Genomic DNA, 20547 nt, shown 5'->3' with positions numbered 1-20547 from the left:
GGAAGGTTCCACGGAACGTGTTCAGCGCTCGTGCGTTCTCTGGCGAGACAACCCAAGGAGATGACGATGAAACCGAGAAATCTAATTGTTGGAGTGGGCGGCCTTTTTGCCGGTACGTTTCTCGCCGTGAGTGCGCAAGCTGCAACCTGTCTGGAAGAGGTTGAAGATGCGCGGCAAGCTCTTGCCCACCAAACGCTGACACAGGATCTGACGGCGCCTTCGGCAACGGTCGAGGTTGAAGCCGGCGGCAAGACCGTGGAAGTGCCGGCGGCCGATGCTCAGCCGACTGAAAGCTGGTTTGGCGTTCCGCCTGGAGATGAGAGCGTCAAGCGCTACCTTGAAGCGGCATGGATCGCAGGCGAGAAGGGCGATGAGAAAGCCTGCATTGAGCAGCTCGAAAATGCGAAGGCGGCGTTGCCGAAGTAAGGATGCCGGTGGCATGTCTGTTGACGTGGCACCAGCTTTTTCGGTTGCTTGACCGCAGACAACAAAAAGCCGGGGCATTTGCCCCGGCTTTTTTCGAGATTTTCAGGATCAGACCGAAAGTGCCTGTTGCAGCATCTCAGCCGATTGTCTGATGGCTGCTTCATCATGCTTGAAGTCCGAGGACCCATTCATCAGCTCTTCGAGGCGCACGCGAGCTCGGGAGACACGGCTTTTGACTGTCCCGACACGCGTTCCCAGAATTTCGGCCGCTTCCTCGTAAGAGAATCCGCTGGCGCCGATGAGGATGAGCGCTTCGCGCTGATCTTCGGGAAGCGACTGAAGGGCACTCAGAAAGTCGGTCATCTGAAGATGGCCCGGCTGCTGAGGCACTGCGGTGAGGCTGGCTGCATGTATGCCATCGCTGTCGGCGACTTCACGCTTCCGCTTGCGGCCTTCAGTATAATACTGGTTGCGGAGGATGGTTACGAGCCAGGCTATGAGGTTGGTGCCCGGCGTGTAGCTTTCACGCTTGGCGATCGCCTTGGCCAAGGTTTCCTGCACGAGGTCGTCAGCGCGGTCGCGGTTGCCGGCGAGCGATCTTGCGAACGCGCGCAGGGAAGGGATCGATGCGACGAGATCCTTCTTGAAGGTGGCATCACTCACTGTGTGCTCTCCTCTGACTTGGATTTCTGCGCCGATGTGGTCGCGTCCAGCTGGTCCAGCAGCGACATCATGTCGTCGGGAATGTCCTCGGTCAGGGCCTCATCATAGATGCGCTTCAATTGGTTGCCGATCCAGTCCTCCTTGGACTTGCCGACCTTACTCGGGACGATCAGTCCGTCTGTCAGGTTCGGATCGGCTGATGCTTTCTTCTGCGCCATGTCTTCTCCTTGGCCCCGGGTCCACCTTAGAGGGCTTGTTTTTCGGGCTGAACAATAACTCGCTACTGAGGACTAAACGGCGGCCGAAAAAAAAAGTTCCCTATGCTCGGAACTTTTTTTTCCTAGGCAAGTTTACGCATTGGGCTTGGTGCCCATGACGTCCGCAATCGTTGGGATTGGCCGGACAGGACGGAAAAGGAAAAAGAACTCATGCCCGGTAGTCTTTCTCAGGAAATTGCTCCTCACCTTCCTTACCTTCGTCGCTATGCAAGAGCTCTCGCCGGATCGCAAAAGAGCGGGGACGCCTATGTTCGCGCATGCCTGCAGGCAATGGTTGCAGATGCCTCGGCCTTCGACATGAGCCGCGGAGCCAAGATCGGTCTTTATCGCCTCTTCCATGTTCTCTGGAATGCAACCATGATTGCTCCGGCCTCGCAGGATGGTACCGCATCTATTTTCGAACAGACTGCCCAGCAGCGGCTGGCGGACATGACACCGGAAAGTCGGCAGACCTTGCTGTTGACCACTCTGGAGGGCTTCAAGCTTCATGAAGCCGCAGCTGTCATCGGAAAGAGCGAAGAAGAAGTTTCCGGTCTCATCAAGGACGCAATCAGCGAAATCGACCGGCAGACATCGACCCAGGTTCTAATCATTGAGGACGAACCGCTTATCTCCATGGACCTGGCTGACATTGTCGAGGGGCAGGGCCATCGCGTCACTACGGTCGCACGCACCGCTGCAGAAGCGGTCAAATCCGCGCGTGCCGATAAGCCAGGCCTTGTTCTGGCCGATATCCAGCTTGCCGACGGTTCGTCTGGCATCGACGCCGTGAAGGAAATCCTTGGTGATTTTGACGTTCCCGTCATTTTCATTACATCCTTCCCTGAGCGTCTTTTGACCGGCGAACGCCCGGAGCCGACCTTCCTGATCACCAAACCTTTTGATCCCAACACGGTCAAGGCAGGTATCAGTCAGGCGTTGTTTTTCAATTCGACTTCGTCGATAGCAGCTTGATGCCCCCCAGCTCTTGCTATCGACAATGGGTTCCGACCCGCAAATAAACCCGCTTGTCGGTCCGAACCCCAACCCCGGCCTTCTGGCCGGGGTTTTTTGTTTGGCAATGGAACCTCCGGTCATCGTGATGGTTTGCCAAGGTCCTGAAGGCTTTCTGCGCGGGACTGGTTGAGATCCTGAGCGTATTGCTCGCAAGAGAGTGGTGACGTGATGCCCGGTCAATCCATCGAACAAGACGAGCAACAAGGCCAGGGTGCGGACGCAGGTGAGCAGCAAAACGGAGCTGCCGCTTTGATTGCTCCATATCGCAATGGTGCGGTTCTGGGGATCTTTCTGATTTTGTTGGTCGGTGCCTTGAAACTCGGCCAGGCGCTCCTCGTTCCCGTTTTCGCGGCCCTTTTGACGGGCCTTCTGCTTGGAAAGGTTCAAGACTGGCTGGAGCGCTCGGGCGCCAGCCCGGCGCTTGGTGCCGGTGCTATCATGGTGGTCTTGCTGTCGGCCATTCTCGGGGCTTTCCGCTTGCTCTTCATACCCTTCGAGGAATGGTCGGCCGCTCTGCCTGAGATCTATGATGCGCTCAAGAGGCAGTTGCTGAGCGTCCGCGAACTGTTGTTGACGATCGAGCAGGCGACGGATGCTGTGCAGGAAACCACAGGAATCGATGCGACCGGTGAGGCTATGGCGGTGTCTGCGCCGGGCATCCTCAGCGGAATTGCCGTCAGTGTGCCGGCAACTATCGGCCAGTTAATCCTGTTTTCGGGCGTGCTTTTCTTTTATCTGGCGTCGCGAAGCCGGTTGTCACGACAGCTCGCCGAGGCGGGGCTGTCCTATCCGAGCCTTTCCAATTTCAAGACCATCACGGAGACAGCTGAGAGTTCCGTTTCGACCTATCTTTCGACCGTGTCCTTGATCAACATGGGCCTTGCGTTGGTCACGGGGGTCCTGTTGGCGCTGGTTGGCCTGCCCAATGCGTGGTTTTGGGGTGCGCTCGCGGGTGTGTTGAACTTTGTTCCCTACGTCGGACCGCTGTTGCTGACACTCCTGCTTCTGGGTGCCGGGCTTTTGCAGGAGGGGACGCTTCTTGAGATCATCTCGCCTGCCCTGGTCTTTTTTGCCGTCAATTTTCTCGAAGCAAATTTTGTCACGCCGACCGTGCTCGGACGCAGTTTGCTCATCGAGCCTTTTTTCGTGTTCCTGTCGTTGGGATTCTGGCTTTGGTTGTGGGGCCCGGTCGGTGCGTTGATGGCCGTGCCGCTGCTCTTGGTGATCCAGGCGGTCGTGTCGCACATGCTGTCCAGCGTCGATTTTTAGGTTTCAGCTCCTGAACATGAAAAAGCCGGGCAAATGCCCGGCTTTTTCATGACTTAAAGATCTCACTGCTCTCTCGCGAGCACATTTGGACCCAGCCGAACGAGGCCAGGCCCCGTTCGGACTGTCAGCTTATCAGATGTTGGACATCCAGGTGTCGATTTCCTTGCGAGCCTCTTCTTCGGTCTTGCCGTATTTCTGCTGGAGCAGGCCTGCAAGCTCTGTCTGTCGTCCTTCGATGCGATCCAGCTCGTCGTCGGTGAGCTTGCCCCACTGGGACTGGGCCTTGCCCTTGAATTCCTTCCAATTGCCTTCGATCTGGTTCCAGTTCATCATTTGCTCCTGGGTTGAAGTGTCAGACAAAATGCAAACGCGAGGCCCTCCTGAGAGTTCCTGAAATTTTCTTTGGAACCAATGGCATCCAGACACGTTAGAAAAGCTTCTGGCACTGTGTTTTATCCGGCTCGCTTGAACTGGATCCGCGCACACGCGAGTTTCCTGTCTGTCTCTGGTTCAGAGGCGTCCAATAGCCCACGCATTCCGATTTGAGCGCGCAATGAATGAATTACTTGAGCTTTTTGAGGGCGGGGAGGGATCAGTATCGTTCGCTTCTGCCCTGGATGTTTCGCGCGAGCTGACCGCTCTTCTTACCATTTCCGATGTCCTTATCGGCGTTGCCCTGATCGTGCTTTCGTCAGCTGTCTTAGTGTTTGTGAGCCGGCGGAAAAACCTCGATAGCGGTGGGCTCAGATTGGCTTATCTCTTCATCGCCTTCATGGCCGCAAACGCGGTCGCGCATTTCGCCGTGGTTGTGACGTTGCTGGTGCCTGCAGATGCCTCGGCGTCGCTGTACGGTTCGATCGGTTTCATAAAGGCTATTACGGCGATCGCTGCGATACTGACTGCGCTGGCCATTTGGCCGGAAATCCCTAAGATTTTGGCCACTCCTTCTGCTGGCGAGCTTGAGGAAGTGAATGCATCGCTCTCTCAGGCAAATAGTGCGCTCGATAAGGCGCTGGCGGGGCGCACGGCGGAGTTGGATCGTGCAAATGAGAGATTTGAGACTGCTCTGACGGGATCGAATATCACCGTCTTCACCCAAGACACGGAACTTCGCTACACGTGGATTCATCACCCTAGGCTCGGCAATACGATCGAGGAGGTGATCGGCCGCACTGATACCCAGCTTATGCCGGCCGACGCAGCGGCGATAACCATTCCCTTGAAACAGGAGGTGCTGGATACAGGAGAGACCCGCTCGACCTATCTTGCTGTCGAGACTGACGATGAGGGAACGCTCTATCTGGATCTGACCATCAATCCAACGCGCGGCGACGACGGCAAGATCGATGGCATCTTGTGTACGGTTCTGGATATGACCGAGCAGAACCTGTTCGAAGTACGGCTTGCGTCTATGGCATCACAGCTGGCCGACGCCAATCGCCGGTTTGAAGCCGCGTTGCAGGGTTCACTGATTACTGTTTTCGAACAGGATCTCGACCTGAACTATGTTCACATCGTCAACCCGCCGCCTGACACCGTGGCGGAGGACTTCCTTGGAAAAACGGACTTTGATCTCTTTGATGAGGAGGATCAGCTCAAGGTCGTTTCGGCCAAGCGTCAGGTTTTCGAGACAGGGGAGGTTCAGGAACTCGAGATTGATGTCACCGTAGATGATAAGCAACGCCACTATGATCTGCAGCTGGAGCCCAAGACCACCAGTGAGGGCGAGATCGTGGGGGTGATCGGTATTGCGGTGGATCTGACCCACAAGCGCGAGAACGAAAAGCAGATGCACCTGGTGATGCGCGAGCTGACCCATCGCTCCAAGAACCTGCTTGCCGTCATTCAGGCCATGGCCCGCCAGACAGCTGCGCGCACTGCGGACAAAGAACAGTTCGTGTCCAGTTTTTCCGCGCGTTTGCAGGCGATTGCAGCTTCTCACGACCTGCTCGTCTCACACTCCTGGTATGGCGCGGAAATCGGTGAACTTGTACGTGCCCATCTGGCCCAGACCATGGATCCGTCGAGCCCGCAGATCCACATGGAGGGCGAACCGCTACAGGTGACGGCAGATGCTGCGCAAAATCTTGGACTTGCCTTGCACGAGTTGACCACCAACGCCTTGAAATATGGCGCGCTATCGGTTCCGAGCGGCAAGGTCGACATTGAATGGAGACGGGTGGAAGGCCAGGTGACGCTTGACTGGAAGGAACGGGACGGTCCGCCCGTCGCTGCGGTTCCCGACAGGCGCGGTTTCGGACGGGTTCTGCTGGAAAGACTGGTGGGAGCGTCTCTCGATGGTGATGTCACTCTGTCTTTTGATCCGGATGGTTTGCGCTGCAAGATCAAATTCCCGGAAAGCCAACTGGCGACCCCTAAATAATCCCTCGGCAACACAAAAACCGGCCATCGTGAGATGTCCGGTTTTTTTCGCTGGGCGACTATTGGTTATTTCGACAAACGTATGAGCGCTATTTTGATGTCCTGACGCAAGACGAGTGTGGCTTTGCTGTGTGAGCCCTTCAGGTCGCCAAGCCACGTCCTCAGGATTGTCGCTTTTTCACTGGCTTTAAGGTCGGAGGCCAGCACGTCTTCGACCGTTGCGAAATCAGCAGACAAAACAAGATCTCGCGGCAGGATTTCGTTTTCATTGTCGGCGGAATCGAGCCAACGGCCGTAAGCCGCCTGCTCCTGATTTTCGAGAGCGATGAGCGCCTCGTCGATTTCAACGGTGAGCTGTTTCTGGCGTTCTTGATTGATTGGTTTTATCCGCGCCATGCGGGCAAGCGCGCCGCGCCAGTGGAGAAGGGCGGTCTGTTTCTGGCGCGTGCTTAGGGAGACGTCCTGCAGGATCGCCTCAGGAGACGCATATCCGGCGAAGGTCTTCGGATTGGGCATTGACCGAGCGTTGCTTCATTCCAGGGGCTAGGTTGGAAGGGCAAGGCAGGCGAACCTACCTTGCCGATATTGGTTTTATTCCGCGATCAGGGCCCGCAGCATCCAAGCAGCCTTTTCGTGGAAGGCAATGCGTGCGGTCAGCATGTCTTCCGTGACCACGTCCGCGTTGTCGCCGGCATACTCGGCCATGTCGCGCATTTCTGCCGAAATACGCTCGTGGCTCTTGACCAGATCTTCAACCATTGAGTGGGCATTCGGCATGCCATTTTGAGGCGTGACGATCTTGAGATCCATGCTGATCTCGGCCGCATTTACCGGAGCACGGTGGCCAAGTGCACGAATACGCTCTGCGATGTCGTCAGCCGCCGCAAACATGTCTTCGTAATGTTCTTCAGTCAGGTCATGGATCGATTTGAACAGGGGTCCAACCACATTCCAGTGGTAGAGGTGTGATTTGATGACGAGCAGATAGGTGTCGGCGAGAATGACGGACAGGTGTTTCGCGATCTGCTCACGCACGTCCTTTTCGATGCCGGTGTTGATCTTCTCGGACTTTTTCGTGGTGACATTCAAGACATTTGTGTTGGCCATTGTGAGGTCTCCATTGGTTCGCAAAATTGCACGGCTTCTCTACGGACAAAGCCATTTCTGGCTTGGTCCCTTGATAGTTCCGGTGTCGGGTCGACTGGTTTCAGAAAGCCGCTAGTTGGTTGCGGTTTCACTCTGAGGTTCAATCAGGCCGATGGACAGCATGTCGCCGTCCGCATTCAGCAGGCCGATTGCCACAAAGGCACAAACGACCAGGGCAATGCTGACCGTCAGAATCGCGAGGATCGGCTTGCCACGTTCCGCCTGCCGGGCTTCGGTGGCGGTCTTTTCGAGCTTTGGCTCGGTCATAACTCAACTCCGTCTTAGCGTTGGTCCAAAAGCCTACGCAGCGTTCGGTGTCGCAGGGGAAACGGGCGACCGGGTCTAAAGTTCCAGAAAAAATTGACATCGTGACCGGAGCGCAGGTCGGTCCGGCGAGATTTGACAGCGCGTCGGAACCAACCGGCTGCTTTCCGGTTTACATGCCGGTGTGATGTGTCCGCAGCAGGGATGCATTGCCTGAGAATTCCATGCGGTCACTGCCGCTCAGATCTTGGGGAAGTTCCGATGTCGCGATTGGTCGTTGTTTCGAACCGCATGCCGCTTGGCGATAAGCCATCCGGGGGGCTTGTTGTTGCCTTGAAGGATATCATGGAAGAGCGGGGCGGCCTCTGGGTGGGTATTACCCGGGAGGACGCGCCATCTGCCGGTGTCGTGAAGTCCCGTATATCGGAGCTGCAAGATCATCCTGGCGGTCCGTTCGAGCGAAAAAGCTGCTCCATCGAGGCGTCGCTCTATGACGACTACTATCTCGGCTACGCCAATTCGGTGCTTTGGCCGCTGTGCCACGGCCGAACCGACCTGCTGGATTTGCGACTGAGTTTCCGGGAGGCCTATCTGGAGGTCAATCGACAGCTTGCCGATGCGCTTGCGCGGGAGCTTCACCCTGACGATATCGTCTGGGTCCATGACTATCACCTGTTTCCCCTGGCGGATGCTTTGCGCCGCAAGGGTGTGTTCAATCCGATCGGATTTTTCCTGCATATTCCCTTTCCGTCGTCGGCCAATGTCGGGGCACTCTCCAATGCAGGAGAGCTCGCCGAATGGTTGTCCAGCTATGATCTCGTTGGACTGCAGACAAACCGAGACGTGGCCTCCTGCCTCGAGGTGTTCCGAACCTTGAAGGAAAGTGAATTCTTGATGGATGGTTCTGTTCGCTATCGCGATCGGACGGTCGATCTCAAGAGCTTCCCGATCGGGATCGAGGCAAGGGCATTTCAGGCAATTGCGCAAAACGCCGAACCGTTGCCCAGAGCAGAGCGCGGGCCGCAGAAATTGATTATCGGTGCCGAGCGTCTCGACTACTCCAAAGGGCTTCCACATAGATTCAAGGCGTTCGGATACCTGCTTGAAACACAAGAGGCTTTGCGTGGCGAGGTGTCGTTCGTTCAGATCGCATCGCCGACCCGTGAAGATGTTCAGGCGTATCGCGAGATCCGAGAACAACTGGAGCAGCTTTCCGGTTCCGTGAACGGCCGGTTTTCTGACATCAACTACACACCGATCCAATATATCAACCGGATGGTTGACCGAGAGCGTCTGGCCGGCCTTTATCGCCATGCTCAGGTTGGGCTGGTAACGCCTTTGGCCGACGGGATGAACCTTGTGGCGAAGGAATATGTCGCCGCACAGGATCCGACCGATCCGGGAGTGCTTATCCTTTCAAATTTTGCCGGCGCAGCCGAGCAGCTTGGAGATCATGCTCTGATCGCCAATCCTTACGATGCTGCGCAAATGGCAGATTGTATTGCTCGTGCCCTCTCCATGGAGCGCGCCGAGCGGGTCGAGCGGCACTCGTCCATGCTCGCAAATGTCTTGAACGAAGATGTTGATTGGTGGGCGTCGTCCTTTCTGAAGAACCTGGAAGAGAAGTCGATGGGAACGGATTTCCTGAGCATCCTGCAGAACCTGTCTGATGACGAGATTGGCGCGACGAAGGCTGACGCCTAGCCTGACACGAGGACTGTTCAAGGGCGGATCCCTATCTCCTCGTTTGCACGGTTCAGAAGGTTCATTTACACAAAAAGACCGGCGCATGGCTTTGGAATGCGCCGGTCTTTTCGGTCTGGTCGAGTGAGAGCGTCAGCTTGCTTTCGAGACGCTTGTCACGGAGATCGGATCACTGGCAGGAAAGCTGTCTTCGAGACCTTCCTCCAATGCGTCTTCGTCATCGTTTTGTTTTTGCGAGTCGCTCCCATTCATCTTCTGAACGGTTTCCTCGGCCACGCGCCGCGTTTCCTTGAGTGCCTGGTTGCCGACTTCGCTCGCCTTTTGAAGAAGATCGTCCCGCGTCGCGCCGACGGTGCCATTTTCCATCTTCGTGCGTGGCAGGAGGGCGCCAAGCGCAAAACCTGCGACCAGTCCCATGGCACCGACTGCAAACGGATGTTCGCGAGCAAAGTCTGATGTCCGCGTTGCTGTCTGGCGGTAAGCCTTTTCAAGGTCATGGCGCTTCTCGTCAACAACACGGCTGGTGGTTTCAGCAGCATCGTTCAGGGTCTGCGCTGCGCGTTCGCGCGACGACTTCAGTGCGGCCTTCGCCCGTTTTGCTGTGCCCTTTTTTCCGGACGCGTCGGAATGTGGTGTGGGAGCAATAGTACGGCTCTCGGGCGTCGTGGAAGGTTCCGGGGTGCGAATGTAATCAGACATTGTCGTCTCCTTTATTGGTCGGTGGAGGAAATGAAACGTGCGGCAAGAAAGCCGATGGCGGCTGCCCCGATGGCAAGTGGGACGGGGTGCTTGCGAGCGGTTGCGCCAAGCGTTTCGATGGAAGCTGCTGCATCCACTTCGCGGATCTTGTCCGCAGACGCGGAGATATAATCGGCGGCGGTCAGGCTGATAGCCGCGGGAGCATCACTCTTGCCCACCTCACGCTCTCTAAGCGTGTGGGCTAGGTCATCCAGTATGGCGGATGATCTGTTCTGCTGACCCTGGACGAAGCGGAGGGATTCGCTCTTCAGGGTCTGAGCCAGGCCAAGCGCTTCAGAGCGGGCCGTCTCCAAAAGAGGGCCCAGAGGATCTGCGTTCGCCTCATTCGTATGCCGGTTTTCAGAATGTGTTGATCGATGTGGAGCTGTGTCAGTCATCTCTCTGTCCTCCTGTTGTGACAGGTAAACGTTGGTTGGCGAGAGAGGTTCCTGATTTTTAAATTTAATCTGTGTCCTTTATGTTTTGATCGTGAAGTAAAAAAGCCCAGACGTTTTGCCTGGGCTTTCTTTTTGTTTTTCGAGATCTAGCGCTTTTGGCTTGATTTATAATGCATTTCTTTGAAGTCGATCGGGACTACGTCCCTTTCTGTCTCGCGCGCCCAGGTAAATCATGGCGCCGAGAGAACAAAAAGCGAGAGCGCTTGCGACTGGATGGTCGCCAAGGATACTTTTCACATTTTCTGTGTAACGATCTGCCCGACGGCGCGCCTCGGACTTGACCGCCCTTGCCGCCACCGCGCGGGGAGCCAGTTGCTCGGTTGCGATCGAGGCGAGTGCGGCGATATTGCGACGGGTGCTCTCCAGCTCGGCTTCGAGTGACTCTGGTGAAAGGTTCTGCATCGGCTTCATTTGACCAACTCCTCAATCAACGCCCGGTCCTGCTTGAGCTGATCAAGCGTGCGGGTCGGTGTCAGATGCTCAAGCGATAGCTTTGTCAGTCCCAGCCAGGTCAAAAGACCAGCGACCAGCAAGCCCGTGGCACCGACGCTCAGCGCTGCCAGGGCCGGGCTAAGACCAGCTGAGATCAGAGCGTAAACGCTGGCAAACATCAGAATAAAAATGGCGGGCAGGGCAAGGACAAGCGCGACTGCGATCAGCGCCAGGCCATTTTTTGCGGTGGCGAGTTTTTCCTGAACCTCCGCCTTTGCAAGGCGCACCTCCCCGCGCAGAAGCTGTAAAATCTGCCGGAACAGGTCCGAGATGAGTGTTTTTTCCGTTTGAAACGGCTCTGATCCAAGCATTTTCCCAGCCTTCGGTTCCAAGCTTTGGCAGGTCGAACGCCGGATGTGTCAAAAGCGAGCATCGGCGGTCGGGCTTGAAGAAGTAATGCGTACGGCTGGCCCGGGTTCCATCGACATTTGATCCTGGAAGGTATCGCTGCCTCCCGTGCCCCCATCGATCGGGTGTCACTTCGATGCAAGTGGTTCCGGAGTTGTAATCTGCTGATGCCGTTGCGATCAGGTTCTATGTATCCGCGAGAATGTCTTTCAATGACCCGTCTTGCTCTTGCCGTTCTTTGAGGTCGAGACCTGAATGAAGATCAATGATGTGGCTTTTCTGAATCTCTTCGGCGGCGGTGGCGTCGCGCTCTTCAAATGCCTTCATCAGCGCATGATGAGAGTGGCTTTCGCAGGCTGTATCGGGCCGCTTCCAGTAAAGAGCAATAATCAGTGAAGATCTCGAAATCAGGGATCGCACCATGTTGGCCAGAACGTGGTGGTCGGAAATGTCTGCGATGGCTGTATGGAACAGGCCTGAAAGTGACAGGGCCTTGCCCATGTCTCCTGCGGCAACGGCCTCGTGCTCCGCATCGATATGAGCCTGGAGTTCTCTTAAGTCGGCGTCGCTTGCAGCCGTTGCGGCCATACGTGCAATGCGCGGTTCGATTAATGCGCGGGCCTCGAACACTTCATGCGCTTCACGGATGGAAGGCCTGGCAACAAATGCGCCGCGATTCTTCTCTATGCTCACCATTCCAGAATGGGCCAGGGCCTGAAGGGCTGCGCGTACGACCGTTCGGCTTGCGCCATAAATCTCGCCAACTTCATCTTCAGACAACTTCACGCCAGGCGCCAGCCGATGCTCGAGGATCGCCGTGTGAAGCTTCAGGCAGATGTCCAAGGTTCTTCCCTCGGGGAGTGGGAAGATGCCGTGCAGCCCTTCGGCTGATAGGTGCTTGGGATCGCGAAGTGGTTGGGTCATGGGACGTGGTTGCATGAAGTGTTGTTCATGGACCTCAGCATAATCCGATCAAACATGCACGCAATCTCTAATCGTATACAATTATTGTCTAATTCGTATTCGATAAGACTATTAATTGTGCACTTGGGACTTGGGCGGAGTTCCCGGATATCGCTGGATGGGTGTTGAAATGGCTGGTTTCGGCCAAAGATTAGAGTTGGCATAGCGGTTGCAATCTAGCAGGGCATTGACTGTCCGGCACCCGAGAGCCCCACATTATGCCAAAGACCCTGAACCTTGAACTTGTAGCCACCACAAAGCGGTACGGCGAAACGACCGCCGTCGACGCCATCAATCACAAGTTCCAGGCGGGAACCTACTCCTGTCTTCTTGGCCCCTCCGGGTGCGGGAAGTCCTCGACCTTGCGGATGATTGCTGGCCATGAACATGTCAGCGAGGGCGACATCCTTCTGGGTGATGCCAACATCACCGATTTGCCTCCCGCCGGACGCGGCACAGCCATGATGTTCCAGAACTATGCGCTGTTCCCACATATCAGTGTCGCCGACAATGTGGCCTTCTCCCAGAAGATGAAGGGTGTCGAGCGATCGGTCCGCTTGAAGCGGGCGATGGAGCTACTCGATCTGGTCGACATGAAGGCCTACGCCGACCGACTGCCGGATCAGTTGTCAGGCGGTCAGCAGCAGCGTGTCGCGCTTGCGCGCGCCCTTATCACGGAACCGTCCGTCCTTCTGCTCGATGAGCCGCTTTCGGCGCTCGATCCCTTTTTGCGGATCAAGATGCGACTGGAGTTGAAGCGCCTTCAACGCGAGCTTGGCATCTCGTTCATCCATGTGACCCACTCCCAGGACGAAGCTCTGGCCCTTGCCGACGATATCATCGTCATGAATGGCGGCGAGATCGAGCAGGCCGGATCGCCACGCGATGTGTTCAACGCGCCTCGGACCGAATTCGTCGCCAAGTTCATTGGCGGACACAATGTTCTGCAGGTTGGTGGGGCATCGGTCGCAGTGAGGGCTGACAAGCTCAATGTGGCCCGGACGGCGGGAGAGGGCGAGGCCATTCTCAGTGCCGCAGTCAAGGACGTGGAATACCTCGGCTCGACTGTCAATCTCGCTCTGGACGCCGGCAGTGCCGGCGATCTGACGGCATCGTTGCCGGACGCAGCCTTTTTTGCAGATCCGATTGAAATCGGCACCACCGTTTTTCTCGGTTGGAGGCGGGAGGATGCGCATGCTTTGGCAGCGTGAGCTGCCGGAAACGCTGGCTTGGGACGCCGGCACAAAAACCTAACAGGGGAATTGGAGAAGACGTTATGACTAAGCAGATCGAAAACAAGGGCCTCAGCCGCCGCAGCATCTTGAAGGGCGGCGCCGCAGCTGCGGGCGCAGCCATCGGTTCAGGCGCTGTGACCGGCTTCCCGACCATCTGGGCTCAGAACATCAAGGATGTCACCCTTCGCCAGTTCGGCACCGGCGTGTCCAACATCAATGAGGTCGCTCAGAAAGTTAAGGAAGATCTTGGCTTTACCCTGGAGATGACCGCACTCGACAGTGACAGCGTCACACAGCGCGCCGCCACTCAGCCCAAGTCCTTCGATATCGCCGATATCGAGTATTGGATCTGCAAGAAGGTCTGGGGTGCAGGCAACCTGCAGGCCATGGATACCTCCAAGATCAAGAACTACGACAAGATTGTCGGCACATTCAAAAGCGGCAAGCTGACGCCGGAAAGCGTGATTGCCCAGGGCACAGCACCACATACTGTTGGCTTCACCTCCGGTCCGGACGGCAAGGATTTCGTCCAGGAAGAATCCGGCTGGATGACGCTGATCCCGACAATCTACAACGCTGATACCCTGGGTATTCGCCCTGACCTCATCGGCCGCCCGATCGACACGTGGGCCGAACTGTTAAATCCGGAGTTCAAGGGCAAGGCGTCGATCCTGGATATCTCTTCCATCGGCATCATGGATATGGCCATGGTTGTCGAGGCAATGGGTGAGTACACCTATCCCGACAAGGGCAACATGACGAAGGAAGAGATTGACATGACGCTTGGCATCTTCACGGAAGCCAAGAAGAACGGTCAGTTCCGCGCGTTCTGGAAATCGTTTGATGAAAGCGTCAACCTGATGGCTTCAGGCGAAGTCGTGATCCAGTCCATGTGGTCACCGGCGATCACCGCTGTTCGCTCCAAGGGCATTCCGTGTGTCTATCAGCCGCTCAAGGAAGGCTACCGCTCCTGGGGTGGCGGACTTGGTCTGTCGATGAACCTCTCCGGCCTCGAGCTTGAGGCTGCCTATGAGTACATCAACTGGTATCTCGACGGCTGGGTCGGCGGCTTCCTGATGCGCCAGGGCTACTACTCCGCGGTGCCGGAAACCTCCAAGAACTTCATGAGCGAAGACGAGTGGGGCTTCTGGTTCGAGGGCAAGCCTGCTGAGGGCGACATCAAGAACCCGTTTGGCGACGTCATGGAAAAAGCCGGCGCCGTGCGCGATGGCGGATCCTTCTACGACCGTATGGGCTCTGTTGCGTGCTGGAACGCCGTCATGGACGAGAACCAGTACATGGTCCGCAAGTGGAACGAGTTCATCGCCGCTTAAGGCCTTTCGAACGCTCAAGCCTCCCTGTCCGGCGGGTTGCCGGGCAGGGGCCCCCATTTCCAATCAGGCCGACGTTGTAGCCCATGACCAAGACCAAGACCGACCCGTCCAAACGCGCAGAGCGCATCAGCTGGCTGCTGGTGACACCGCTGACCTGTGTTCTCGGGTTCTTTCTGCTCCTGCCGATCCTCACCATCGTGACGGTCAGCTTCTGGAACTACAATGAGTGGTCGTTTTTTCCCGACTTCGTTCTCGACAACTACGCCTTTCACCTGACCTCGGCCGTCACCTGGGCGACCTACCTGAAAACCCTGAAGTTCATGCTGCTGACCTGGGTTTTCTGTGCAGGGATTGGCTTTACGGTGGCCTATTTCCTGGCGTTCCACGTCCAGTCGTTACCGGCACAGGTCGCGCTTTTTCTGGTGTGCACCATTCCGTTCTGGACCTCGAACATCATTCGCATGATCTCCTGGATCCCGTTCCTTGGCCGCAATGGAATTGCAAACTCGAGCCTTATTCACCTTGGCATCATCGATGAACCGCTGGAATGGCTTCTCTATTCTGACTTCGCGGTCGTTCTGGCCTTCGTTCACCTCTATGCGCTGTTCATGGTCGTGCCGATCTTCAACACGATGATGCGGATCGACAAATCACTCATAGAAGCCGCGCGCGATGCAGGCGCCAGCGGCTTTCAGGTTCTGACAAATGTCATCATTCCATTGGCCAAGCCGGGGATCATGATTGGTTCGATCTTTGTCGTGACGCTGGTGATGGGGGATTTCATCACCGTGCGCCACATGTCCGGTGGGCAGAGTGCTTCTGTAGGCCGGATCATTTCCAACGAGATTTCGCTCTTGCAGTATCCAGCGGCAGCTGCCTCGTCCGTCGTGCTTCTGTGCATGGTTCTTCTGATGATCGGCGTCATGATGCGCTTTGTCGACATTCGCAAGGAGCTCTGAGATGGAGCCGCGTTCCAGGTCCTTTTATCTTCTTGCAGCTTTCTTCGCGCTGTTCGTGATCTTTCTCTACGGTCCCGTCATCACCATCGGCATTCTGTCTTTCCAGGGGCCCAGGGGCGGACTGACCTTCCCAATGAACGGGGTTTCGCTGCATTGGTTCTTTGATCTCTTCGAGCAGCAGGCGGTCGGCGACATCTGGGGATCCTTCCGTCGATCCTTTGCGCTTGGCCTTATGGTCATGAGTGTAACTGTGGTCCTGTCGGTCATGGGCGGGCTGGCGTTCCGCCGGAGATTTCGTGGCTCCACGGTACTCTTCTACCTGATCATCGCCAGCCTGATCATTCCCTCGATCCTTGTGTCCCTGGGAGTCGGCCTGATCTTCAACATTCTGGATCTTGAGGTGCACTGGGCGACATCCGGCTTCGGCTCCCAGCTGACATGGACGCTGCCGTTTGGCCTTCTGATCATGTTCGCCGTGTTCAATCGCTTCGACAAATCCTATGAGGAAGCGGCGCGCGATCTCGGCGCATCGCCCTGGCAGACCGTGCGCCATGTGGTTCTGCCGATCATCGCTCCGATGCTGATCGGGGTGGCGCTCTTCGGCTTCACGCTTTCCTATGACGAATTTGCGCGCACGCTGCTGACGGCCGGGTCCTACAACACCCTGCCACTGGAAATCTTCGGAATGACAACCAACGTTACATCGCCGGTTCTCTATGCGCTGGGCACACTTACAACTGTCTTTTCCTTCGCGATCATTGGCACCTTTCTGCTAGTGGTCGTGTTCCTGCGGCGTCGACGGATCAAAAGTGGATCCGGCGCTGGTTCGGGGCTGGTGTGAGCTCCATGATGCACGACGCACGTCATCTTTTGGTGATCAATCCGAACACAACCGCATCAATGACGCGAAAGATTGGTGAGGCGGCACGAGCGGCCGCCGGACCTCGTACCCGTATCACGGCGATCAATCCACACCATGGTCCGGCAGCCATTCAGGGAGCGGCCGATGGAGGCGCGGCGCTTCCCGGGTTACTCGCGCTCGTCGAAACAACGCTCTCAAACGATCCGGCGGTCGACGCGGTGATCATCGCCTGCTTTGATGACACAGGGGTTTGGCAGTTGAAAAGCCGTTGCAGTGTGCCTGTAATCGGCATCGGCGAAGCGGCCTGTCACATGGCTTCACTGCTCGTTGAGCGCTTTTCGGTTGTGACGACGCTTTCGGTTTCCGTCCCGGTTCTCGAAGACAACCTCGCGCGAAACGGCCTCGCTCGTCGCTGCGTAAAAGTACGTGCGTCAGATGTTCCTGTTCTGGATCTTGAAGATGCAGCCAGTGATGCACGCGGCAAGATTACTGCGGAGATGTCCTGCGCTCTGGCAGAAGACGACATAGGTGCCATCGTACTGGGCTGCGCCGGCATGGCTGATCTTGCCAATGAGCTTTCCGAGCAGTTTCAGGTACCCGTACTCGACGGTGTTGCCGCAGCTATCGGTCTTGCAGAAGCCCTGCCTGCAACAGCCCGATTTGGGCGTGGTTAGGCGAAGCACTGATCTCTATTTTAGGAAAGTGGTGCCGGCAGCAGGCGTCGATGCGCGGTAAAATATTAATAAAAACAATTAGATAAAAATTCGGCCCAGAAAATTGTGGGACAGTTTGAGGGACAATTTGTGGGACGAGTCAGACTCGGGGCCAAGAGGAGTTTTTTGGGCGAGCTGGTTTACAGTGCCGGTAGGCGATAGCCCCGGCCGTATTATAAGAACGAAGACGGTTCCGGTTGATGTTGTGGTTTGAAAGGGGCGGGGGCCTTTAGGAGGAAGCGTTTCGGATACGCGTTTCCAGTTGCTCGACGGCTTCCTCGAAGGAGATTTCTCGAACCGGATCATGCTCAAGATAATGGCTGTAGTCGAAGTAAACCGCTGCGAACAAGGCCTCGAGAGAGGCCGGCTCGCGCCGGTTCACTTTCTTGGTGTTGCGTTCCTGGGTAAGGCCCCAGCCAGTATAGAAGGGCACGCCGAACGTATGAACCTCACAACCGGCCAATAAGGCTTCAAAGCCCACCTGGCTGGAGACGCAATAGACCTTGGAACAGCCTTCCAGCAGGGCCCAGGGATTGATGGGTTCAGGCGTAAGCCGCAGCCGGTTTTCTTTAAGGGCGCGGGCGCAGACCGGGTCGGTCTGCTCGATTGAGTGCAGGGTTTCAGGCGTGAAGTGTCCGGCCTTCCGACCGATCATCGCTTCGGGGTGGACCTTGATGAGGATCTCTGCCTCCGGGTTCTCACGAATGGCGGTCTGGAGCATCAAGAGGAATGTTTGCTCTTCTGCAAAGGCACCCGGGATCGACGCGTCACCTGCCGTCTGGTCGACTACAACAACGCGGTCCTGCCGGTCCGCCGACCGCAGTTGGAGATCAGATATGTCTGAGACCGTGAAGCTGTTGTATTTTGAAAGTCGCTTGGACCTGAGCAGATTGATCGCTTCGTGAACTCTGTTATGCGACGTCGGCTTCGCGATCAGCTGAAGAATGTGACGTTCCAAATCACTTGGCTGGCGTGCATCGTAATAGATTCCGCTTTTGTCCAGAACCAGAGAGAGTGGCTTCTCGTCATTGCCCGGGCGAACAGACCGCAGGAACCCATCCTCAAATGCCAGATAAGGTAGACCGCGTTTGGCAGCGATCTTGCGCGCCCTCGCGGCGGTCGGTTTGTGGCCCCAGCCCGCAATCGCGTCTAAGCCCCAGCCGAACAGGCCAATCCGGCGCGGCTCATAGCCGGAAATCAGTTCAATGGCTTCATTGAGCTGCCAAAGTCCTGAGGTTGCCAGTCCGATCTTCATGTGAACGTCAATCCAGATTTAATTCAAGCGTGCGGTCGCTTCGGCCACGTTCGACGAGCCTACAATGCACTACACCCCGTTGGTCCCTGCTCATGTTCTCTGTGACACCTTCCGCTCGGCAGCGCAACTTGACCTGGTGTTCGATGCTGCCTTTTTCAGACAATCGGACACGAGTGACGGCCTGGTTCCTTCGAAGATCCGATTGTAGTTCGGCGGAAATAGTCGGTCAGAGCTGGCTCGGGAAATTTGAACAGGGGTGATAAGTGGAATTTCTGCCTGACTTCAGCTTAGCTGCCGGGAACATGAGAGACCATGACGAGACGACCGCGCCGGAATCACAGTCAGGCTTTCAAGGCGAAAGTGGCGCTTGCCGCGATCAGAGGCGAGCAGACGCTGGTGGAGCTGTCTCAGCAGTTCGACGTGCACGCCAACCAGATCAAGCAGTGGAAAACCAGCTCCTTGAGGGCGCGACAGGCGTTTTCGGCGATGAAGCCAAGGCGGAGCCGGCGGGGCCAACCGTCTATGTCAAAACGCTGCATGCCAAGATCGGCGAAGTGACACTGGAGAACGATTTTTTCTCCGTGCTCTGGGCAAGGCGGAATTGCTGGGCGGAAAGAAAAGATCGACCGCGAGGATAAGCTATCCGTGGTGCGCCAGGCGAAGCTTCTCGGCTCCAGCCATGGCAGCGTCTAGTATTCTCCACGTCCGGTGCCAGACGGCGATCTGGCCTTGATGCGCCGGATCGACGAACTGCATCTCAACTACCCGTTCGCGGGAAGCCGGATGTTGACAGGGCTCTCGAATGGAGATGGGCTGAGTGTCGGGTGGCTGCACGTCGCCACGCTGATGAAGAAGATGGGCATCGAGGCGATCTATCGCCGCCCGAACACCTCGAAACCAGCGCCTGGGCACAAAATCTATCCCTACCTCCTGGTCCAGCTGGACACCCGCAAAAACCTCGCGTTGATTAACGCTTTCTGATTCACTGGCTTCATGGAGGTGCGGTCATGAAGCCAATGAGCCTTTTCAGTCTATCCGTGCATCTTGAACGTCTGAGCAAAAACGGCGACCCGCTTGAGGTTCTGTCTACCACGGTTGATTTTGAGTATTTTCGTGACTGGCTGGTTGAGGGGCTGGGCTACGGCGATGTGTCCAAGGGCGGGCGCCCGCCGTTCGATCCTGTTTCGATGTTCAAGGTGCTGATCCTTCAGGCACAGCACAATCTGAGCAATGCCAAGACGGAGTTCATGATCCGGGACCGGTTGTCGTGGATTCGGTTCCTGGGCTTTGAGCTGAGCGGAGTCACGCCGGATGAGAACACGATCCGTCACTTCCGCAACCGGATGACGGAGACCGGCACCTTGAAGCGGGTGATGAAAGCGTTTGACTGGCAACTGAAGAAGAAGGGCTATATCCCGATGTCCGGCCAGATCGTCGATGCGACGCTGGTTCCCGCGCCCAAGCAGCGTAATACCGAAGACGAGAAGGAAGCGGTCAAGGCAGGTAAGACGGCCAAGGAGATCTGGCCGGATGAGCCCAGCAAGGCAGCACAGAAGGACACCAATGCCCGCAGGACGCTGAAGATCGGCGGGAAACTACGTTACCGGCAAGACGGCACGCCGTTGCCGCAGATCGCTCTGCCGGTGTTCGGGTATAAAAGTCACATCTGTATTGACCGGCGTTTTGACTTCATCCGGGGATGCCATGTGACATCGGCTGTGGATGCCGATGGCCGGCAATTGAAGCACGTCGTCACCTAGGCCCTGTTGACAAAGTGGATTCCCAAATCAGCTGACCTGTGATTCAAGACTGTCTTTTCGGAGGCGGTTTTGGCGCGTGGTGATTTGTCTGACGCAGAATGGGAATTGATCGAAGCATTGCTTCCTTCAGAGCGTGGCCGAAAGTCCCGCCCGGCTCAAGATAATCGTCGTTATTTGAACGGCATGTTGCATGTCCTGCGTGTTGGCTGCCCTTGGCGGGACATGCATGAGCGTTACGGGAAATGGAACTCGGTCTATGTCCGGTTTCGCAGGTGGGCGGAGCAAGGCGTTTGGGACGAGCT

At 56.5% G+C, this 20547-nt stretch carries 24 protein-coding genes and 1 pseudogene; 13 read left to right on the top strand and 12 right to left on the bottom strand.

Features of this window, described 5'->3' with window-relative positions; translation table 11 throughout:
* Positions 1-66: 66 nt before the first annotated feature.
* Positions 67-426, top strand: a complete 360-nt coding sequence (locus ABJZ52_RS03430) for a hypothetical protein (RefSeq protein WP_348189252.1) — start codon at positions 67-69, stop codon at positions 424-426.
* A 108-nt stretch (positions 427-534) separates the two neighbouring features.
* Here ABJZ52_RS03430 and ABJZ52_RS03425 read toward each other — a convergent pair whose 3' ends face one another.
* Both ABJZ52_RS03425 and ABJZ52_RS03420 read right to left on the bottom strand, forming a co-directional pair.
* Positions 535-1089: a sigma-70 family RNA polymerase sigma factor gene (locus ABJZ52_RS03425; protein ID WP_348189250.1), complete on the bottom strand. Its 555-nt coding sequence runs from the start codon at positions 1087-1089 to the stop codon at positions 535-537.
* Positions 1086-1307, bottom strand: coding sequence for a NepR family anti-sigma factor (locus ABJZ52_RS03420; RefSeq protein WP_348189248.1), 222 nt, complete (start codon positions 1305-1307; stop codon positions 1086-1088). Before ABJZ52_RS03420 ends, ABJZ52_RS03425 begins: the two co-directional genes overlap by 4 nt.
* A gap of 210 nt (positions 1308-1517) precedes the next feature.
* Between ABJZ52_RS03420 and ABJZ52_RS03415 the strand changes: the two genes are divergently transcribed.
* Together ABJZ52_RS03415 and ABJZ52_RS03410 are read left to right on the top strand one after the other, a co-directional pair.
* On the top strand, positions 1518-2321 hold the full coding sequence (locus ABJZ52_RS03415; protein ID WP_348189246.1) for a response regulator: 804 nt from the start codon (positions 1518-1520) through the stop codon (positions 2319-2321).
* A 210-nt stretch (positions 2322-2531) separates the two neighbouring features.
* Positions 2532-3632 carry an AI-2E family transporter gene (locus tag ABJZ52_RS03410; RefSeq protein WP_348189244.1) on the top strand — a complete coding sequence of 367 codons (1101 nt, stop codon included), beginning with the start codon at positions 2532-2534 and terminating at the stop codon, positions 3630-3632.
* Positions 3633-3764: 132 nt separating this feature from the next.
* Here ABJZ52_RS03410 and ABJZ52_RS03405 read toward each other — a convergent pair whose 3' ends face one another.
* On the bottom strand, positions 3765-3962 hold the full coding sequence (locus tag ABJZ52_RS03405) for a CsbD family protein (RefSeq protein WP_192109059.1): 198 nt from the start codon (positions 3960-3962) through the stop codon (positions 3765-3767).
* A 223-nt stretch (positions 3963-4185) separates the two neighbouring features.
* Between ABJZ52_RS03405 and ABJZ52_RS03400 the strand changes: the two genes are divergently transcribed.
* Entirely contained in the window at positions 4186-6015 is a 1830-nt protein-coding gene (locus ABJZ52_RS03400; RefSeq protein ID WP_348189241.1) for an HWE histidine kinase domain-containing protein, read from the top strand.
* 65 nt (positions 6016-6080) lie between these two features.
* Here ABJZ52_RS03400 and ABJZ52_RS03395 read toward each other — a convergent pair whose 3' ends face one another.
* From ABJZ52_RS03395 to ABJZ52_RS03385, 3 genes are all read right to left on the bottom strand, one after another.
* Positions 6081-6530, bottom strand: coding sequence for a hypothetical protein (locus ABJZ52_RS03395; RefSeq protein ID WP_348189239.1), 450 nt, complete (start codon positions 6528-6530; stop codon positions 6081-6083).
* A 75-nt stretch (positions 6531-6605) separates the two neighbouring features.
* Positions 6606-7121 carry a DNA starvation/stationary phase protection protein gene (locus ABJZ52_RS03390; RefSeq protein WP_348189237.1) on the bottom strand — a complete coding sequence of 172 codons (516 nt, stop codon included), beginning with the start codon at positions 7119-7121 and terminating at the stop codon, positions 6606-6608.
* A 111-nt stretch (positions 7122-7232) separates the two neighbouring features.
* On the bottom strand, positions 7233-7427 hold the full coding sequence (locus tag ABJZ52_RS03385; RefSeq protein WP_192109063.1) for a hypothetical protein: 195 nt from the start codon (positions 7425-7427) through the stop codon (positions 7233-7235).
* A 258-nt stretch (positions 7428-7685) separates the two neighbouring features.
* On the opposite strand from ABJZ52_RS03385, the gene ABJZ52_RS03380 reads away from it, so the two are divergent.
* Complete coding sequence (locus ABJZ52_RS03380; RefSeq protein WP_348189235.1) at positions 7686-9128, top strand: trehalose-6-phosphate synthase; 1443 nt, start codon at positions 7686-7688, stop codon at positions 9126-9128.
* Positions 9129-9260: 132 nt separating this feature from the next.
* On the opposite strand, the gene ABJZ52_RS03375 is transcribed toward ABJZ52_RS03380, so the two are convergent.
* From ABJZ52_RS03375 to ABJZ52_RS03355, 5 genes are all read right to left on the bottom strand, one after another.
* On the bottom strand, positions 9261-9827 hold the full coding sequence (locus ABJZ52_RS03375) for a hypothetical protein (protein WP_348189233.1): 567 nt from the start codon (positions 9825-9827) through the stop codon (positions 9261-9263).
* Between the two features lie 11 nt (positions 9828-9838).
* Positions 9839-10264, bottom strand: coding sequence for a hypothetical protein (locus ABJZ52_RS03370; protein ID WP_348189231.1), 426 nt, complete (start codon positions 10262-10264; stop codon positions 9839-9841).
* 165 nt (positions 10265-10429) lie between these two features.
* The gene (locus ABJZ52_RS03365; protein WP_348189229.1) at positions 10430-10735 is read right to left on the bottom strand and encodes a hypothetical protein; all 306 of its coding nucleotides are present in this window, start codon (positions 10733-10735) and stop codon (positions 10430-10432) included.
* Positions 10732-11127 carry a phage holin family protein gene (locus tag ABJZ52_RS03360; protein WP_348189227.1) on the bottom strand — a complete coding sequence of 132 codons (396 nt, stop codon included), beginning with the start codon at positions 11125-11127 and terminating at the stop codon, positions 10732-10734. The genes ABJZ52_RS03365 and ABJZ52_RS03360 overlap by 4 nt, the downstream gene beginning before the upstream one ends.
* 223 nt (positions 11128-11350) lie before the next feature.
* Positions 11351-12088, bottom strand: a complete 738-nt coding sequence (locus ABJZ52_RS03355; protein WP_348189225.1) for a GntR family transcriptional regulator — start codon at positions 12086-12088, stop codon at positions 11351-11353.
* A 257-nt stretch (positions 12089-12345) separates the two neighbouring features.
* Between ABJZ52_RS03355 and ABJZ52_RS03350 the strand changes: the two genes are divergently transcribed.
* From ABJZ52_RS03350 to ABJZ52_RS03330, 5 genes are all read left to right on the top strand, one after another.
* Positions 12346-13338, top strand: a complete 993-nt coding sequence (locus tag ABJZ52_RS03350; RefSeq protein ID WP_348189223.1) for an ABC transporter ATP-binding protein — start codon at positions 12346-12348, stop codon at positions 13336-13338.
* 65 nt (positions 13339-13403) lie between these two features.
* Positions 13404-14696 (top strand): PotD/PotF family extracellular solute-binding protein, encoded by a 1293-nt coding sequence (locus ABJZ52_RS03345; protein ID WP_348189221.1) that lies wholly within the window; start codon positions 13404-13406, stop codon positions 14694-14696.
* Positions 14697-14779: 83 nt separating this feature from the next.
* Complete coding sequence (locus ABJZ52_RS03340) at positions 14780-15655, top strand: ABC transporter permease (protein WP_348189219.1); 876 nt, start codon at positions 14780-14782, stop codon at positions 15653-15655.
* Position 15656: 1 nt separating this feature from the next.
* Positions 15657-16496, top strand: a complete 840-nt coding sequence (locus ABJZ52_RS03335) for an ABC transporter permease (protein ID WP_348189217.1) — start codon at positions 15657-15659, stop codon at positions 16494-16496.
* Between the two features lie 5 nt (positions 16497-16501).
* Positions 16502-17191, top strand: a complete 690-nt coding sequence (locus ABJZ52_RS03330; protein ID WP_348189215.1) for an aspartate/glutamate racemase family protein — start codon at positions 16502-16504, stop codon at positions 17189-17191.
* 268 nt (positions 17192-17459) lie between these two features.
* Here ABJZ52_RS03330 and ABJZ52_RS03325 read toward each other — a convergent pair whose 3' ends face one another.
* Positions 17460-18485 (bottom strand): hypothetical protein, encoded by a 1026-nt coding sequence (locus ABJZ52_RS03325; RefSeq protein WP_348189213.1) that lies wholly within the window; start codon positions 18483-18485, stop codon positions 17460-17462.
* A gap of 312 nt (positions 18486-18797) precedes the next feature.
* Here ABJZ52_RS03325 and ABJZ52_RS03320 point away from each other — a divergent pair.
* From ABJZ52_RS03320 to ABJZ52_RS03310, 3 genes and pseudogenes are all read left to right on the top strand, one after another.
* A pseudogene (locus tag ABJZ52_RS03320) lies at positions 18798-19442 on the top strand (IS3 family transposase); the annotation flags it as partial.
* Between the two features lie 50 nt (positions 19443-19492).
* Positions 19493-20245 (top strand): transposase, encoded by a 753-nt coding sequence (locus ABJZ52_RS03315; protein WP_348189211.1) that lies wholly within the window; start codon positions 19493-19495, stop codon positions 20243-20245.
* Between the two features lie 69 nt (positions 20246-20314).
* A partial coding sequence (locus ABJZ52_RS03310) for a transposase (RefSeq protein ID WP_348189209.1) occupies positions 20315-20547 on the top strand: 233 nt, incomplete at its 3' end.

It is taken from the genome of Roseibium sp. (assembly GCF_039982295.1).
Taxonomy (GTDB): Bacteria; Pseudomonadota; Alphaproteobacteria; order Rhizobiales; family Stappiaceae; genus Roseibium.
The sequence above is the reverse complement of the archived record's forward strand: the minus strand, read 5'-3'. Positions and strand labels throughout refer to the sequence as shown.

What these genes read in the sequence shown, in the direction of transcription:
- ABJZ52_RS03430 (WP_348189252.1), top strand. Translation starts at nt 67, where the DNA reads ATGAAACCGAGAAATCTAATTGTTGGAGTGGGCGGCCTTTTTGCCGGT.
- ABJZ52_RS03420 (WP_348189248.1), bottom strand. Translation starts at nt 1,307, where the DNA reads ATGGCGCAGAAGAAAGCATCAGCCGATCCGAACCTGACAGACGGACTG.
- ABJZ52_RS03415 (WP_348189246.1), top strand. Translation starts at nt 1,518, where the DNA reads ATGCCCGGTAGTCTTTCTCAGGAAATTGCTCCTCACCTTCCTTACCTT.
- ABJZ52_RS03410 (WP_348189244.1), top strand. Translation starts at nt 2,532, where the DNA reads ATGCCCGGTCAATCCATCGAACAAGACGAGCAACAAGGCCAGGGTGCG.
- ABJZ52_RS03405 (WP_192109059.1), bottom strand. Translation starts at nt 3,962, where the DNA reads ATGAACTGGAACCAGATCGAAGGCAATTGGAAGGAATTCAAGGGCAAG.
- ABJZ52_RS03400 (WP_348189241.1), top strand. Translation starts at nt 4,186, where the DNA reads ATGAATGAATTACTTGAGCTTTTTGAGGGCGGGGAGGGATCAGTATCG.
- ABJZ52_RS03395 (WP_348189239.1), bottom strand. Translation starts at nt 6,530, where the DNA reads ATGCCCAATCCGAAGACCTTCGCCGGATATGCGTCTCCTGAGGCGATC.
- ABJZ52_RS03390 (WP_348189237.1), bottom strand. Translation starts at nt 7,121, where the DNA reads ATGGCCAACACAAATGTCTTGAATGTCACCACGAAAAAGTCCGAGAAG.
- ABJZ52_RS03385 (WP_192109063.1), bottom strand. Translation starts at nt 7,427, where the DNA reads ATGACCGAGCCAAAGCTCGAAAAGACCGCCACCGAAGCCCGGCAGGCG.
- ABJZ52_RS03380 (WP_348189235.1), top strand. Translation starts at nt 7,686, where the DNA reads ATGTCGCGATTGGTCGTTGTTTCGAACCGCATGCCGCTTGGCGATAAG.
- ABJZ52_RS03375 (WP_348189233.1), bottom strand. Translation starts at nt 9,827, where the DNA reads ATGTCTGATTACATTCGCACCCCGGAACCTTCCACGACGCCCGAGAGC.
- ABJZ52_RS03370 (WP_348189231.1), bottom strand. Translation starts at nt 10,264, where the DNA reads ATGACTGACACAGCTCCACATCGATCAACACATTCTGAAAACCGGCAT.
- ABJZ52_RS03365 (WP_348189229.1), bottom strand. Translation starts at nt 10,735, where the DNA reads ATGAAGCCGATGCAGAACCTTTCACCAGAGTCACTCGAAGCCGAGCTG.
- ABJZ52_RS03360 (WP_348189227.1), bottom strand. Translation starts at nt 11,127, where the DNA reads ATGCTTGGATCAGAGCCGTTTCAAACGGAAAAAACACTCATCTCGGAC.
- ABJZ52_RS03355 (WP_348189225.1), bottom strand. Translation starts at nt 12,088, where the DNA reads ATGACCCAACCACTTCGCGATCCCAAGCACCTATCAGCCGAAGGGCTG.
- ABJZ52_RS03350 (WP_348189223.1), top strand. Translation starts at nt 12,346, where the DNA reads ATGCCAAAGACCCTGAACCTTGAACTTGTAGCCACCACAAAGCGGTAC.
- ABJZ52_RS03345 (WP_348189221.1), top strand. Translation starts at nt 13,404, where the DNA reads ATGACTAAGCAGATCGAAAACAAGGGCCTCAGCCGCCGCAGCATCTTG.
- ABJZ52_RS03340 (WP_348189219.1), top strand. Translation starts at nt 14,780, where the DNA reads ATGACCAAGACCAAGACCGACCCGTCCAAACGCGCAGAGCGCATCAGC.
- ABJZ52_RS03335 (WP_348189217.1), top strand. Translation starts at nt 15,657, where the DNA reads ATGGAGCCGCGTTCCAGGTCCTTTTATCTTCTTGCAGCTTTCTTCGCG.
- ABJZ52_RS03330 (WP_348189215.1), top strand. Translation starts at nt 16,502, where the DNA reads ATGATGCACGACGCACGTCATCTTTTGGTGATCAATCCGAACACAACC.
- ABJZ52_RS03325 (WP_348189213.1), bottom strand. Translation starts at nt 18,485, where the DNA reads ATGAAGATCGGACTGGCAACCTCAGGACTTTGGCAGCTCAATGAAGCC.
- ABJZ52_RS03315 (WP_348189211.1), top strand. Translation starts at nt 19,493, where the DNA reads ATGAAGCCAATGAGCCTTTTCAGTCTATCCGTGCATCTTGAACGTCTG.